This is a genomic window from Bacillus sp. JJ1533, from assembly GCF_036965045.1.
GTDB lineage: Bacteria > Bacillota > Bacilli > Bacillales > Bacillaceae_L > Ferdinandcohnia.
Window position 1 is genome coordinate 145,533 of sequence record NZ_JBALOV010000013.1, and the last position, 15,645, is coordinate 161,177.

Sequence of the window (15,645 nt, forward strand, 5' to 3'; positions counted from 1 at the left end):
CTCACCATTAGAATGAGCCCTTGTCCAAACCGGTCTCTACCGAAAAAGGAAAGAGGGCTTTTACACATTATCATTTTAATAAGGCTTTGAATTCTTCGACATCATCAAATTCTGTACCTATGTATACCGGGGTGATATCGAAATTTTTCATTTTAAATGGTTTTCCATTATTTAATTTTTTCACGATTATATCAAACGTGTTGTCACTATTTAATTTAATCTCAAATTCTTGCAGTTCACCGTAAATTTTATACACATCATTTTCTAATTTTTCATATGATCCTTTATCGACTTCCCTGTTATCAATGTATTCAACAAAACTTTTTTCTTCAAGTTGAAAAGCCATCTGAACAATATATCCATCCACATTTTCGTTTTGATAGGCTCCTTGTAAAGTTGGGGTTATATTTGATGTACATCCACTAAGAACAAAAACAATAGAAATTGAAAAAACGAACATTCCAACTATTTTTTTCATCATTCGTTGCCCCCCTTTATAAATCGTTAATCCAAATAGTTTCTTTTAGAAAGAAAGGCAAACGGACTAATCCGTTTGCCACAAATTTAAAAGAGTAAGAAACCAATCGAAATAGGGATAAAGCTAAATAGTAGAATCATAACACAGAACCCCATGATATCGCGAATATGCAGCCCTGCAATGGCTAAAGCAGGCAAAGCCCAGAATGGTTGAATCATATTGGTCCAGGCATCTCCCCACGCTACACCCATTGCTGTTTTTGCGATATCTGCATTAATAGCCGCCGCTGCTTCTATCATAATCGGTCCTTGAACTGCCCACTGACCGCCACCAGATGGGACAAATACGTTGATTAGACCACCGCTGACAAACGAAAAGAATGGTAACGTGTGCGCATTTGAAAATGTGAGGAACCATAAAGCAATTTGCTCGGACATTCCTGATAAAGTAACCATTCCCATAATCCCGGCATAGAACGGGAATTGAATAATAATCCCTCCTGCATTTTTTACTCCGTTCGTTACCGTGTTTAAGAACTGGATCGGTGTTTTATGCAACATGATTCCTAAGAATAAGAAAATAAAGTTTACAATATTAATATTTAAATCGAAGCCTTTGGTCACAAAATGATAGGCAATAAAGCTCAAACCCAAGATGCCGATTAACATTGAAATACTCTTACTGTTTTCAATTTTTTCCGCTGGCGTAGATGGGGTTTTCACTTCTTTTGTAGCATCCGTTTCTTCCGGTATTACCCAACTGGATCGATCTTGATTGATCATATTGCTGCTCTTCATTAAAAACCTATTAAAAATTGGCAGTGATATTACAAGTGCGGCCACAATAAATAGATTGGAAGGACTAAAGAGGGTTTCACTTACCGGGATAACTCCCATTTTCTCTTCTAAAAAGTGACCTGGTGTTGCCACTGTTAATGGGATAGACCCTGAAAACCCGCCATGCCAAACCAAAAATCCACTATATGCCCCAGCTACTAAAATACGAAAATCTGCAGATGGTACTTGCCTGGCGACATGGATAGCAAATAACGCTCCGACTACTAGTCCAAATCCGTAGTTAATTAAACAGGCAATTGTTGCCACAAACGTTACAAGCATGACTGCATGTGCTGGTGTTTTGGCCAATTTACTCAATCGAGCTAAGAAATTCTTAATTACTGGTGCGTTGGCTAATACATACCCAGTTACCACAACCAGGGACATTTGCATGGTGAAGGCAAGTAAATCCCAAAACCCTGTTCCCCAATGTGACACCATCTCAACTGGTCCACTTTCTGTAAACAAAATCCCCATTACAAACACTAAGAACGTAAGGATGATTGCAAAAATAAAGGCATCTGGAAGAAAACGTTGAACTAGTCGGACGAAAAACCTTGTTAAAGCTCCCATTTACACACTCCCCTTGTCTGTATTCAACATAACTATATTCTGAGGTATGGAAAAATATACAAAAGAATCGACACTGTTATCATTTGTTAATATGAATGGTATATTTTGGATAGGGGTACTTAGGTTACAAATTTAATAAAAAAACGTTCCTTACTTTCAGTAAGAAACGCTTGTTTTATTACACTGGTATTTTTCCACTCGATACAAATTGTCTGTATCCATGCGATTTCTGAAACCTTAAGACCGAAACCTGCTAAGAAACTGCTGAAGACGTTCACTTTCCGTATTTTCTAGCACTTCTTCGGGTGTTCCTTGTTCCGCAATAACGCCATTCTCTAAGAAAATAATCCGGTCAGCAACATCTCGTGCAAAGTCCATTTCATGTGTCACAAGCACCATTGCCATTTCACCTTCCTTGGCAATCTCGCGAATCACCTCTAGGACTTCACCAACAAGCTCTGGGTCAAGCGCAGAGGTTACCTCATCAAACAGCATTATTTTTGGACGCATCACTAGGGCACGTGCCATCGCTACCCTTTGTTTTTGACCACCGGAAAGCTGATTCGGATAGTTCTCTAATTTATCACCTAACCCCACTTTTTCTAACATCTGAATGGCATTCTTTCTTGCCTCTTCCTTTGATTGACCCTTTACATTAATTGGCCCTGTCATACAATTTTCTAAAATAGTCATATGGGGGAACAAATTAAAGTGCTGAAATACCATCCCAATATCCCCTCTAATTTGCCTTAAATGCTTTTCATTTGCTCTTACTAACTCCCCTTTTTTTTCCATTTTCCAAAGGTTTTCGCCATCCACCTCGATGACCCCTGAAGTTGGTTCCTCTAATGTCATTAATAATCGAATAATTGTTGTCTTACCAGACCCGCTTGGTCCAATCAATGCGATCTTTTCAGCTGGTGCTATATCTAAGTTAATCCCCTTTAAGACATCCACTTCCCCGAAAGATTTCGTCACATTTTTATATGTTACAATCGCCTCAGCCATCGATTGCCACTCCTTTCTTTACGCTCTTCATTCCTGTTGGATCATTCTTATCAAATCGTCGATTCAGTTTAATTTCTAATCTTTTTATGAGAACGGCTGATGGATAACTCAATAACAGGAAGAATAGAGCCACTAATGTATATGGTTCTAAATAAGCCCAATTTCGCGCGCCAAATTTATCAGCCATGAACAGCATACCCGCAACTCCAACTGTTGAAGTCAAAGGGACTTCTTTAAACATGATGATTAAATAATTCCCCAGCATTGGGATGGTCGGAGGAATCGCTTGCGGAAGGATTACTTTTGTCCACCTATCCTTAACGGACATGTTTAACGCAATTGAGGCTTCCCATTGTCCCTTATCCACAGATTCAATACCGGAACGATAAATTTCAGAAATATAGGTGCTAAAGTGAATCCCAAGACCCAGCACAGCAACTGTGAATGGACTGAGGCTCACTCCAATATATGGAACCATTGGTAGCCCAAAAAATAAGAAAAATAATTGGACGAGTGGCGGTGTTGATCGAATAAACTCTAGAACAAATGAAACGCCCCACTGAAAAGGTTTAAATGGTATTCGTTTTAAAATTACCCAGACAAAACCAAACACCATTGCAAATAGATAACAAGCTATCGTTACCCCAAGGGTCACCCACATCCCCTTGAAAATCATCGGTAGTGATCCAAAAAACATATTCCAATCCCACATTATTCGCTAGCCACTCCCTTCGATGATTGTTTTTCCGCCCACTTTGTTAAACCGATTAATGGTAAGGCGATCACAAAATAAAAGATAAGAATAAATAAGTAAACAGTAGGCGTCGAAGAAAGATTGGTATTTGTATAAAGCTGACCTCTATACACAATATCAGCCAAGCCTACAAGTGATATGAGTGAAGTTGCCTTCAACATTTGGATCAGATAATTGCCGAATTCCGGGAGCATCATCCTTACTGCCTGGGGCAAAATAACAATTTTCATCCGTTGAAAGCGTGACATATTCAGAGCAATGGCTGCTTCTGTTTGTCCGTGTGAAACAGAGAGGATCGATCCACGAACCGTTTCCGACATATAGGCTCCATAGTTCATTGAAATAGCAATTACACAAGCCCAAAATTCAGAACCTAAATCAATCCCAAACAAAATCGGAAGCGCATAGAAAAACCAAAAAAGCTGTATGATTAACGAGGTTCCGCGGAAGATTTCCACAAAAAAACCTGTGAATTTTCGAATCAAGATATTCCTCGACAAACGGCCAAATCCGGCTAAAAATGCGATTAAAAAAGAGAAAAATGCAGATGTAACTAAAATAAGAATCGTTATATTAAGGCCTTGAAGTAATATTGTAAAGATTTCTCCTATATGACTAATTGGTCTCACCTCATTTTTTATGAAAAAAAGATCTCCCTTAATGGGAGACCAATCCATCTTTTCCCCGTGTTATTTTAAACTATCAATCACTTGTTCCGTTGTTAAATCATCTGGAACAAGGTTCCCTTCACCAAAACCAGATGGGGTAATGAGATCAAGAATCTCTCCATTTTCTTTTAGCTTCTGAAGTTCTTCATTATAAGCTTCCCTTAATTCATCGTTACTTTTTGAAAATGCAGCTGCACCATAGCTAGGTACACCTTTGATATCTGGTTGCTCAAAATCCTCAACAAATTCTAGTGCGTTTTGATCAGAAGATTGCAGGGCCATTTTTACTGTCATTTCTGTCCCTGTTGTCGCTTGAGCTCGACCTGATTGGACGGCTGAGAATGTAGCTGGAATGTCAGCAACTTCAAGGATTTGATTTTCACTAACACCCATCTCTTTTAAGAATTCAATTTCTGTAGCACCAGACATTACAGCAACGGTTACATCAGGATTGTTCGCAATATCTTTATAACTATGAAGGTCTAATGGGTTTCCTTTTTCAACAATTAAGCCTTCACCATATTGAATTTCTGGTTCACCAAAGGCCACCTGTTCAGCCCGTTCTGGTAAAATCGCCATTCCTGCTGTAATCACATCAAATTTTCCCGCTTTTACACCTGGAATGAGTTGGTTCCACTCCGCAATTTGCCCTTCTACATTTTCAATTCCCATATTGTGAAAAACCTTTGTTGCAATCTCAACGGCTGCCCCTTTTAATTCACCTGTTTTGGGATCTTGATAGGCATAAGGTGCTTCGTTCGCAAAACCAATTGTAACGGTTCCTTTTTCTTTCAACTCATCTAGGCTGGATCCACCAGTTGCAGCGCCCTTAATCGAGCCACCCGTTGTCTCACCTGAACCACAGGCTGTCATGAGACCCATTATAAGTACCAAAAATAAAATCGATAATTGTTTTTTCATGAAACTAATCCCCCTAAAATTTTCAAACCGGTCAAATATTTAATGGCAATGCCTTTTATTCAAATTTACAATCAAAACCAGACGTCTTAAAAAATTGTATATCTTTTTTGACTATTTACTCAAATCTTATATTTTTGGATATTTCAGGATATTTAGGGATTAAACATGTTGTCGTTTGTTGAGTAGGAGGATATGTAAACATCCTCGTTTAGATTTATGTATGCTCCCAATCGCTCGCAATCACCGGAACTTCCCGAACGCTCGTGCGTCTTTCCATTTAAGTGGTAAGTTGTAACTTTTCCAAAATAAAAAAGAGAGGATTTCAATCCTCCCTTTTATTGGGTTATGTTATACTATTGTAAATTCAATCAACTACATTTCCATAAGGTCGCTTTTTATACTTTTTCTTAAAGCCTCGAATGAGGTTTCTTTTTACATCATTCGGTTCATCAACGGGTAGTTCCTTCCAACAAATGATCAAGTCATGGTTATTTTCAATTTGCCAAACATGCCTTCCACCAGAGTGAGCAACATTTTTACCAGTACCAAACTTCACGAATTGTTTGATTCTTGAATTCAGTGTTGCAGTACTTTTTCCACCACCGGCTTTGCCAATATAGATTACCTTCGTATCAGAAACCCAATTATCTCTCAACTCTTCAATCGGCACGTTAGGGTCCTTCCCTTTGAAAAAGCCACCTGACCCCTTTGTTACAAATTCCGGACAACAATCAGGCGTGTAAAGAACCATATAAACCCCTCTATTATGGGGAATAATCGAATGATCGTTGATCAATTGACTAACTGAAAGATACCCTTCAAACCCGTATTCTTTGATCGATTTAAAATTGTTAAAATCCAACTTTTCACCTCATTTAATCGAATATTCAGGCAAGGCGCTGTTATACCATCTTATTTTCTACATATCCATTAAATTACCAAAATAATAATTTAACTTAGATTTAGAAAAAAAAGCACCCCATGATGAGGTGCTGTAAACCAGTGCGACTACTTTTATGAAAATAGGTATCAAACCAACTTTTTCTTCCTTTTTTCTGTTACCAAGATATTCATAATAATTACCACAAACATCAACACAAAAGATGCCATACTAATCATCAGTATTCGTTCAACACTCCACTCTGTAAATCTGGCAAAAACATCAGGGATAATCAGGAATGCTGGTATCCAAATCGGAAACCACATTTTGCTCCAAATCGCCGTTCCAATAAAAATACTAGTGCAAATCACAATCACAACTACCTCTGCAGTTGGTCCTCCTACATAAAAAGGCTTAACAAATATGGCACTCACAGCAATTATAAGAATCGCTAAGGTTGTTACAATCATACTGGCTATTACTCCACCAAGAAAAAACTTCTTCTTTGAATATTGCTTCCGACCCGCATTCTGTAAAAAATAGACGTAAACCCCAAGCATTAACACAGCTAAAATAGGCATCCCCAAGACTTGAATAATATTTAATTCAAATTCTCCTCTTATGGCGGGTCCTATGAGGAAATAGGCAATTGCCCCAAGAAAAAAGAGTGGAAGGAATTTTACAAGTTGTTTATAATCTGTCTTCATTTCCTGTTTCAAAGATGCCATATATTCTTCTGGTGTTTGATCAATAATATCATCTATGCTTCTCCCGCTTTTCTCTACTACGATGAGATGATCCTTCAATTCTTCTGTTAATTCCTCAATTTCCTGATCATTTTTTCCTGACATCATTAAGTACATTCTGAGATTGTCGATAAATGCTTCACTTTTGCTTGATAGCATAGCCTTACCTTCCTTTCAGTAATTTGTTTACCGGTATTGAAATTTGCTCCCATTCTTCGGAAATGATTTCTAATGCCTCTTGACCTTTTTCAGTCAAAAAATAATACTTCCGATTTGGACCTGATTCTGATGGTCTCATTTCTCCCAGAATGAGCCCATTTTTCTGGAGTCTTAATAAAATCGGATAAATGGTTCCTTCACTTACATCTGCTAAGCCAATATTCAGCAGTTTTTGCGAAAGTTCGTAGCCGTAGATAGGCTCTTTTTCGATTACAGCCAACACACATCCATCCAAGATTCCCTTTAACAACTGGCTCCTTATTGACATTTCATCATACTCCCTCCCCTAGTATGTTATACAAGGTAGTAGACAAAAAATAAAGTTAATCTCAGGTAGTTGGTAAAACAAGATAGTGGATTTAAAAAAACAACTATCTTGTTAAACAAAGTAGTTGTTTTTAGTGTAAAATTATTTCATTTTTTTGTCAATAGATTTTTTAAAATAGACACATTAAACGTTCCAGTTACTTCTCATCGTAAGCGTTAAGGGCATTCACACTATGTGCCAATGCAGCTCCTGCTTTTAAGGCAACAGCTACGAAAATAGCTTCTGAGAGTTCTTCTAAATCAGCTCCTGCTTTTTTTGCATTCTTCGTATGAAGGTCGATGCAATACGGGCAACCTGTTGTATGTGCGCATGCAACAGCAATCAACTCTTTGTCCTTTTCAGATAAGTTTTTCGCTTTGATCGACTTACTGTCAAAATCTATAAATGCTTTAAATGCCTCGCCATTCAAATCTGCAAATTCTTTCAGTCTTGCAAAATAGGATGCCTTATACAGTTCTTCATCACCATTTCCATCATATGCATTGAGTGCATTTACTCCATGCGCTAAAGAAGAACCTGCCTTTAATGCTGTCGCAACAAAAATTGCTTCTGCTACTTCTTCTTTCGTTGAGTCATTCTTTTTCGCATTTCCAACATGTAAATCTATGCAATATGGGCAACCCGTGATATGTGCAACAGCCACGGCAATTAGTTCCTTTTGCTTTACGGAAAGTCTTCCTGCGGCTAATGCTTGACTATCAAATTTAATGAAAGATTGAAAGATTTCTGGCGCATACTGTTTCAATTCTGGAAGTCTACCGAAATATTCTTTTCTGTATAAACTTGTCATTTGTAAATCTCTCCCTTTAAATTTTTCACCAAATTGAATATCATTTTCGCATGAATTTCACCTATGTTATAAATTCAAAAAACCCCTTCCGATGAGGAAGAGGCATTATGTATATCCACACTCATCTTTCAAGCGCATGCTTGCTGGAATTAGCACCTTGTTACATCTATCATAACGGTTGCTGCGGGATCAACGGACCAGGTTCCTCCCCCGACTCTTGATAAGAGAAAATGTATTTAATTTGGTATTATTAATTACCTTACATGAATGAAGAAGGGATTGTCAACTGAAATATTGGATTATTTTGAAAACCGTATCTATATCCTGAAAGGAATTACAAACCACCTATCCATAACGTAAACATGGTAAACTGCTCTGGTACCCAGCTTGGGTCAATATTGGCTATCCTTTTGTCCAATCTCATTTATTGGTTCAATGGCCACTCCTCTTGATTTTCCGCCATATCCCAAAACATGTACTCGAACAAGCTTGTTTTGACGACTATTTCTTCTAACGCTGCTAAATCTCGTTCTGGTTTTCCAGTTGTGATTTGATTGATGAGAGTCTTACAATCTTCTGCCAACGCAGTAAATTCATTGGACGAATACATTTTGACCCACTCTCCATAAAATTCATGGTTGGTAGCTCCTGGCCATTTTGCCAGTTCTTTTCCAATGAAGTTATAGCTCCAGGCACAGGCAAGGACAGCTGCGACAACATTTTCAACACCACCAAGTTGGGCCACATTCAACATGTAACTTGTGTATGAAGTAGTAGTTGATGCGGGCTTAGTTGCCTCAAGCTCCTCAGGAGATATTTCAAATTTTGCTGCATATTGGCGGTGAAGATCCATTTCGATCTCAAGTGTGCCATGTAAAAGATTTGCAAAAATAGACATCGTTTTTAAATCCGGTGACTTTGCGCTACCTAACGCAAATAGACGGGAATACTCAATCAGGTACACGTAATCCTGCTTCATATAATGCTTAAATTTTTCCTTCTCCAACCAACCTTCGCCGATTCCTTTCACAAAGGGATGCTCCAAATACGAATTCCAAATCGGCTCAACTCGATTCCATAAACGATCTGTAAATTGACTGCTCACTCTCATTTCCCCTTCCTTGTTGTTGACATTGGGGAGAAAAAAGAAGACCCACCACTAGTGAATAGAGATGGGTTCGGTAAATAATCGTTTTCACGAAAAAATTCCAACTCCACTTCCCTACGCTAGTGTTACCCAGATCAGGTTCAAAGGGTCGATATTTCTATCTCTCAGCAAATACATGCTCCCCTAGTCGAATTGCTAGATTATTAAGTTACTATATATTAGTTAAACATAGCCGGTGAAAATAAGCAAATGTTCGGAAGATTTTCAGCTATTCTATGTGCAAACAAGCAAAAAATCTTCCAAGAAGGAAGATTTTTTTATGTTAGATTCGGATACCCTTGCTGTCTTAATGCCTCGTACACTAATATGGCTGCTGTATTCGAAAGGTTGAGTGAACGAACATGTTGACTCATTGGGATTCTCAAAAAGTGATTTTTGTGTTTTTCTAGTAAATCTTTTGGTAAACCCGTTGTTTCTTTTCCAAACATAAAATAATGTTCCTTTGAAACATCACTGAAATCAAAGCCGGAATGTGTTTTTTTACCAAATGTCTCTATATAGTAAAACTCACCTTGATTTTTCGAAAAAAAGTCGTCTAATGAGTCATAATACGTTATATTTACAGAATCCCAGAAATCGAAACCCGCTCGTTTGATCATTTTTTCATCAGTTGAAAAGCCAAGTGGTCGAATTAAATGCAAGGCTGTATCCGTTGCAGCACATGTGAGTGCAATGTTTCCAGTATTAGCCGGAATATCTGGTTGATAGAGTACAACATGTATTGCCAAGATGGTCACTCCTCATTGTATTTTACCCTCCAAATTATAACATACCTTTGATAAATGCCGTTAAACCATGGACAATTAACATTTGGTTTCCGCCAAGACTTGGAAAGTAACAGCCAATCTATGACTATCTATGTCTTTTTCTTATACTTTCTCATATTTTGGGTATGTTATTTGTATGGATAAAATATTACTGATTAACAACATTTTATAATTTTGGTGTAAAATCTGATTTCTATTTTATGATTACTTTAATCAGAACTATTGACAAAATCGGAGGTATTTTCTTTGGGGATTTTTAAAGAAAATAATAATAACACTAACAAGATAACCGCTGCTGAAGTATCCGCACTCTGGCTTCAGTATATGGGTGATAGTATGGCTATATGTGTTTACAAATATTTTCTTAATATTGTTGAAAACAAGGAGATTAAATCAATATTAGAATTGTCATTGCAATTAGCTGAGAGCCAAGTAAAGCAGATCAGCAAACTCTTAAAAAATGCTAATTTTAAATCCCCAATCGGATTTACAGAGAGCGACGTAAATGTTAACGCCCCTCGACTGTTTTCTGATGAATTTTTATTGTTTTACTCTTATATCATGACAATCCATGGACTAACCGCTTATAGTTTAGCAATTACAAACGCAGAACGAAAAGACATTCAAAATTATTTTTTTGAATGCTCAAAATCTTCTAAGGAACTATTCCAAAAAATAGTGGAATTAGCGAAAAATGAGCCGAAATTTACAAGTGTACCATCCATTCCTTCACCAAATGGGACTGAGTTTCTCGAATCAACAGGTTTCGTTTCGAATTTAATTGGTGACAAAAGACCACTTAATAGTTCGGAAATCAGCACTCTTTTCTTTAATTCAACGAAAACTGGCTTTATCAAATCATTAAGCTTGGCCTTTAGTCAGGTTGCGAAGATGGAAGAAGTTCGCAATTTTATGATAAAAAACGTTAAATTAGCCGGAAAAGATGCCGATAGTTTTGATGCAATCTTGAAACAGGATCATTTACCAATACCTGAAAAATGGGATGCCGAGGTTACAGACTCAACTGAAAGTCCATTTTCGGACAAATTAATTATGTTTCATGCAGGCTTTTTAGTGAATGCTAGTCTTTCTTACTATGGTGCATCATTAGGCTCTACTTGGAGGTCGGATATCATCCTAAACTATTCCAAAGTCTTTACCCATGCTATGGAAGCGGGTGCTTTATCATACAAAATTATGGTGAAACATGGATGGTTAGAAAAACAACCTGAAACGATAGACAGAAAATCGTTGGCAAAAGGTTCAAATAAGGAAACAAAATAAGGAGAGATTGACTGGTCTCTCCCTTCTCCTATTACACGAGTGTCCTTTTTTGACTTGAATCTCCCTTAATTGACATTCATATAGATCCGGTTTTCATTTTTTATTCTTATAAATATTTTTAACTAATTTTGATGATAGATTAATTGAACAACACCAGATGAATATCTGTTTGTTTCCACCAATGTTAGATTTAATCTCTGTTTTATGTCGATGAATAAAGGTTTTCCTTCTCCCAATATAACAGGGTGAACTGATAATCTATATTCATCAACAAGTCCTAAATTTATAAAAGTAGTGATCAGACTTGACCCTCCATAAAGCCATATGTCTTTGCCAGGCTTTTTCTTAATTATATTTACTTCTTCGAAAATATGATCATTTATGTATTTCGCTTTATCATTTGTACCTGTTTGCGTTCTTGAAAACACATATTTGTCTTTACTATGGACGATCTTCCACATTTCCTTTTCTGCATCAGCGGCTTCCGGTTTTGGAGTATATTGGCCCCATAAATCAAAGCTTTTTCTTCCATATAAAATCGTATCAATCGTATCTAAGAAACCTGTAAAATCCATATCTGAGTCCATTATACACCAGTCAATTTCACCTTTTGGTCCTTCTATAAATCCATCTAAAGTAACAGCTAAATCTAAAATAACTCTTCTTAGCTTTATAAGATTTTGCATCGTTCTACCTCCTTATATATTTATTGTTAATACTATTACTTTTCGCATAGTCTACCTGCACATACATTGTTTATTCAATAATCATTTTAATCGCTCGTGTTGCAAGAAAACATTTTATATATTTATCTAACGGTCTCCTTCCACCAAAATCATCTTCATATAAACCATTTAGGATAAATCCTGCATCAAATTGTCATTGAATTTGGTCTTCTAAAGTATGACCAAATTCAATTGTATCATTGGCTTTCAAAAATTCAGCTGTCTCTTGTTCTGTCAGGTGATCCAAGGATGAAGACGGTATGGCGTTTTTCACCACTAAATTTCCCTTCCTATCTTCTTCATCATCAAAAATAAAAAGAAGTGGGTTTGTAAAACCAGCAATCAGGACTCCCGTATCTTTTAACACTCGTGATGTTTCTTTCCATACAGGATGAACATCTTTTACAAAAAGATTTGAAACAGGATTTACAACCATATCAAATTCTCCGTCCTCAAAATCAGAGAGGTCAGACATATCTCCTTGTATCGTTCTAAGTTTCAAACCATCCCGTTTTGCAACCGTTTCATCCTGTTCCAATTGTTTTTTGGAACTATCGAAAACTGTAACATCCGCTCCTGCTGCAGCAAGTATTGGACCTTGCTGACCTCCACCAGACGCTAAACAAAGAATTTTTATCCCGACTAATGATGTTGGAAACCAGCTTCTAGGCACAGGCTTTCCTGCTGTTACGGTAATTTCCCAATTACCTTGTTTACTATTTTCAATTATTTCCTTAGAAACGGCCTTTGTATAATCCACTTTCTCTTCAACCTTTTTGTCCCAAGCACGACTATTATGTTTAACAATATTCATTAAAAGTCCCTCCCTTTTACTCTATTCACCTATTATCCTTATTCGTCATTTATTTTTTAAACCCTTTCTAAACAATTCACTTGTCACTCCTGTTCGTGGTAAAATAAAGTTCCTTGGCAGGGGCATACATAAAGCGAGTTGACATTTTTGGTCAACTCGCTTTATATAGTCATTCTACATAACTAGATTCCCTAAATTTAACCCGTATCTCCGTCTCATTAATAAGCAGAAATCTTCCTATCGTGAACCTTTAAATGTATCATTACTTTTGCACACTAATAAAGTACAATCATTTAGCCAAGCATAAAAGATGGCTATAGTTGGCTGATAATCAAAAGGTGGATACGCTTAATGAATCCAGACAATCAATTTATGTTAACTTCTTTTACTTTCCCTAATGGGGTTGAATTAAAAAACAGACTTGTCATGGCACCCATGACAAACTTCTCATCAAATCTAGATGGAACTGTCTCAGATGCTGAGGTGAATTACTATGCCCGCCGTGCTAGTGGCGTTAGTATGGTCATAACAGCTTGCACATATGTTACCCCAAACGGCAAAGGATTCCACGGTGAATTCGCTGGTGACAAAGATGAGATGATACCGAGCTTAACGCGATTAGCGAAAGCAATTAAAGCACAAGGCGCCAAAGCGATCTTACAAATCTTTCATGGCGGAAGAATGTGCCCTCCTGAATTAGTTCCAAATGGAGAAATCGTCAGCGCAAGTGATGTACCCGCAGTAAGAGGCGGTAGATCAACTGAAGAGCCTGATCTAAAGCCAAGACCTTTAACTGAAACTGAAGTCGAAGAAATCATAAAAGCATTCGGTGAAACAACGCGGCGAGCAATAGAAGCAGGCTATGATGGGGTTGAAATACATGGAGCAAATGGCTATTTAATTCAGCAATTCTTCTCCCCGCATTCAAATCGTCGTGAAGATCGTTTTGGAGGTAGCCTAGAAAAACGAATGACCTTCCCGCTTGCTATTGTGGATGAAGTACAAAGGGTTGTAAAAGAACATGCGACTCCTGAGTTTATTGTTGGGTACCGTTTTTCACCAGAAGAACCCGAAATACCTGGAATTACAATGGGTGATACACTTAAGCTAGTTGATACTTTAGCGGATAAGGGCTTAGATTATCTTCATGTATCATTAACCGATTTCTTTTCAACAGCTAGAAGAGGGGTTGAGGATACCACAAAAACCCGGATTGAATACTTGCTTGAAACGATAAATAATCGTGTCCCATTGATTGGAGTTGGATCCATTTATACAGCCGAAGATGCACGTAATGCCTTTAAAACAGGTGTCTCTTTACTCGCATTAGGCCGAGAGCTAATTATTGACCCAGATTGGGTGCAAAAAATAGCAGAAGGTAAAGAAGACGAAATAATCACCAAGGTAGATAAGACCAAACAACACGAATTAGTAATTCCAGACCCACTCTGGAATGCAATCATTCACACACCTGGCTGGTTCCCAGGAGTCTAGATAGGACAACGGGACAGGTACGCTGTCCAACCATTTTTATGTAAAAAGGACACTGAACTGCCAGTGTCCTTTTGCATTGCAAACAGATCTTATATAAATTATACCATTTAGATTTTCATTTTAATAAAAGTAAAAGAAAGAGCTTGTGTTCCTTTCATTAGACATGCCATCTAAATATGGTATTCTATTGCTATAATGAAAGAAAGGTAGAATGTGATGTACACAAAACAAAACTTACTCGATCATCTTAGAAAATTAGGAATTGATGAAAATGGAACATTGCTTGTTCATTCATCGATGAAAAGTATTGGTCTAGTTCAAGGTGGCGCTGATGCCGTCCTTGACGCCTTGTCCGAATACATGAAAAATGGGCTTTTAGTTTTCCCTACCCATACATGGTCATACATTAATGCAGAGAACCCCCGGTTTTATGTAGATGAGTCCCCTTCTTGTGTCGGTCTATTAACAGAGCTTTTTCGCAAACGTCCTGGAGTTGTTCGCTCGTGGCACCCAACGCATTCTGTAGCCGCATTGGGGAAAGGTGCCCATGAATTTGTAGCCGGAAATGAAAAATTCGACACGCCCTGTGCAAGGGAATCGAGTTGGGGAAAATTACTGGATCAAAAGGCAACGATTTTGTTGTTAGGGGTCGATTTACGAAGATGTACATATATTCATGGAGTTGAGGAATGGCTCGATATACCTGGTCGATTGACTGATTCTCACGAACAGCTGTTTACCGTTTTGCCGGATAAAACTGAAATTTCCGTCCCGCAAAGAAGACATATTGGACATACCTCTGAAAAATACGAACGAGTTGACGAGGTTTTCCTAAATAATCAAGTCATGCACAAAGGGCAATTTGGCGATGCAATTGTTAGAGTCTGCGATACTGTAAAAATGACTGAATTACTAACTCATATCCTAAAAGAGGAACCTGAGTTATTTTCTTAGGTGTAAATATAAAGAAACAGGGAATCAATTATTCTCTGTTTCTTCTTTTACGTTTGATTTAATGATAATCTTGTTCATTAACAAGTTTGCGGGATATCGGTTATTGTTTTACGGTTTGGCGACATGCCATTTTGGACAGTTACGTGATATCATTTATCGTTTCGCGGTTGGGCAATATACCGTTTCTGGCGGTTGCGAGATATCAATTGTCGTTTGCGAGTTGAGTGATATATCGTTT

The 15,645-nt window shown here is 37.6% G+C and carries 16 protein-coding genes, 1 pseudogene and 2 riboswitches; of the genes and pseudogenes, 3 read left to right on the forward strand and 14 right to left on the reverse strand.

Features of this window, described 5'->3' with window-relative positions:
* Positions 1-70 precede the first annotated feature (70 nt).
* The 12 genes from V7138_RS07310 to trmL form a co-directional block, all read right to left on the reverse strand.
* Complete coding sequence (locus tag V7138_RS07310; RefSeq protein ID WP_335395496.1) at positions 71-481, reverse strand: hypothetical protein; 411 nt, start codon at positions 479-481, stop codon at positions 71-73.
* Positions 482-564: 83 nt separating this feature from the next.
* Positions 565-1,887, reverse strand: coding sequence for a short-chain fatty acid transporter (locus tag V7138_RS07315; protein WP_335395499.1), 1,323 nt, complete (start codon positions 1,885-1,887; stop codon positions 565-567).
* Between the two features lie 237 nt (positions 1,888-2,124).
* Complete coding sequence (ehuA, locus tag V7138_RS07320) at positions 2,125-2,895, reverse strand: ectoine/hydroxyectoine ABC transporter ATP-binding protein EhuA (protein WP_335395500.1); 771 nt, start codon at positions 2,893-2,895, stop codon at positions 2,125-2,127.
* Positions 2,888-3,607, reverse strand: coding sequence for an ectoine/hydroxyectoine ABC transporter permease subunit EhuD (gene ehuD / locus V7138_RS07325; RefSeq protein ID WP_335395502.1), 720 nt, complete (start codon positions 3,605-3,607; stop codon positions 2,888-2,890). The genes ehuA and ehuD overlap by 8 nt, the downstream gene beginning before the upstream one ends.
* Positions 3,607-4,326, reverse strand: a complete 720-nt coding sequence (locus V7138_RS07330; protein WP_335395504.1) for an amino acid ABC transporter permease — start codon at positions 4,324-4,326, stop codon at positions 3,607-3,609. The genes ehuD and V7138_RS07330 overlap by 1 nt, the downstream gene beginning before the upstream one ends.
* 12 nt (positions 4,327-4,338) lie before the next feature.
* Entirely contained in the window at positions 4,339-5,238 is a 900-nt protein-coding gene (ehuB, locus tag V7138_RS07335) for an ectoine/hydroxyectoine ABC transporter substrate-binding protein EhuB (RefSeq protein ID WP_335395506.1), read from the reverse strand.
* A 364-nt stretch (positions 5,239-5,602) separates the two neighbouring features.
* The gene (locus V7138_RS07340) at positions 5,603-6,100 is read right to left on the reverse strand and encodes a hypothetical protein (RefSeq protein WP_335395509.1); all 498 of its coding nucleotides are present in this window, start codon (positions 6,098-6,100) and stop codon (positions 5,603-5,605) included.
* 167 nt (positions 6,101-6,267) lie between these two features.
* Positions 6,268-7,023, reverse strand: a complete 756-nt coding sequence (locus V7138_RS07345) for an HAAS domain-containing protein (RefSeq protein WP_335395511.1) — start codon at positions 7,021-7,023, stop codon at positions 6,268-6,270.
* Between the two features lie 4 nt (positions 7,024-7,027).
* On the reverse strand, positions 7,028-7,351 hold the full coding sequence (locus V7138_RS07350) for a PadR family transcriptional regulator (RefSeq protein WP_335395514.1): 324 nt from the start codon (positions 7,349-7,351) through the stop codon (positions 7,028-7,030).
* A gap of 196 nt (positions 7,352-7,547) precedes the next feature.
* The gene (locus V7138_RS07355; protein ID WP_335395517.1) at positions 7,548-8,201 is read right to left on the reverse strand and encodes a carboxymuconolactone decarboxylase family protein; all 654 of its coding nucleotides are present in this window, start codon (positions 8,199-8,201) and stop codon (positions 7,548-7,550) included.
* Between the two features lie 118 nt (positions 8,202-8,319).
* A riboswitch (SAM riboswitch) is annotated at positions 8,320-8,428 on the reverse strand.
* A gap of 197 nt (positions 8,429-8,625) precedes the next feature.
* Positions 8,626-9,312, reverse strand: a complete 687-nt coding sequence (tenA, locus tag V7138_RS07360; protein WP_335395520.1) for a thiaminase II — start codon at positions 9,310-9,312, stop codon at positions 8,626-8,628.
* A gap of 91 nt (positions 9,313-9,403) precedes the next feature.
* A riboswitch (TPP riboswitch) is annotated at positions 9,404-9,504 on the reverse strand.
* Positions 9,505-9,626: 122 nt separating this feature from the next.
* Entirely contained in the window at positions 9,627-10,097 is a 471-nt protein-coding gene (trmL, locus tag V7138_RS07365) for a tRNA (uridine(34)/cytosine(34)/5-carboxymethylaminomethyluridine(34)-2'-O)-methyltransferase TrmL (protein WP_335395523.1), read from the reverse strand.
* A gap of 285 nt (positions 10,098-10,382) precedes the next feature.
* Between trmL and V7138_RS07370 the strand changes: the two genes are divergently transcribed.
* The gene (locus V7138_RS07370) at positions 10,383-11,420 is read left to right on the forward strand and encodes a DUF3231 family protein (protein WP_335395525.1); all 1,038 of its coding nucleotides are present in this window, start codon (positions 10,383-10,385) and stop codon (positions 11,418-11,420) included.
* A 122-nt stretch (positions 11,421-11,542) separates the two neighbouring features.
* On the opposite strand, the gene V7138_RS07375 is transcribed toward V7138_RS07370, so the two are convergent.
* A complete protein-coding gene (locus tag V7138_RS07375) occupies positions 11,543-12,106 on the reverse strand; it encodes a dihydrofolate reductase family protein (RefSeq protein WP_335395526.1) in 564 nt (187 codons plus the stop codon).
* A gap of 70 nt (positions 12,107-12,176) precedes the next feature.
* Positions 12,177-12,959 (reverse strand): annotated as a pseudogene (locus V7138_RS07380) (class I SAM-dependent methyltransferase).
* Positions 12,960-13,310: 351 nt separating this feature from the next.
* Between V7138_RS07380 and V7138_RS07385 the strand changes: the two are divergent.
* The gene (locus tag V7138_RS07385; RefSeq protein WP_335395529.1) at positions 13,311-14,453 is read left to right on the forward strand and encodes an NADH-dependent flavin oxidoreductase; all 1,143 of its coding nucleotides are present in this window, start codon (positions 13,311-13,313) and stop codon (positions 14,451-14,453) included.
* A 216-nt stretch (positions 14,454-14,669) separates the two neighbouring features.
* Positions 14,670-15,407, forward strand: coding sequence for an AAC(3) family N-acetyltransferase (locus V7138_RS07390; RefSeq protein WP_335395531.1), 738 nt, complete (start codon positions 14,670-14,672; stop codon positions 15,405-15,407).
* The last annotated feature ends 238 nt before the right edge of the window (positions 15,408-15,645 follow it).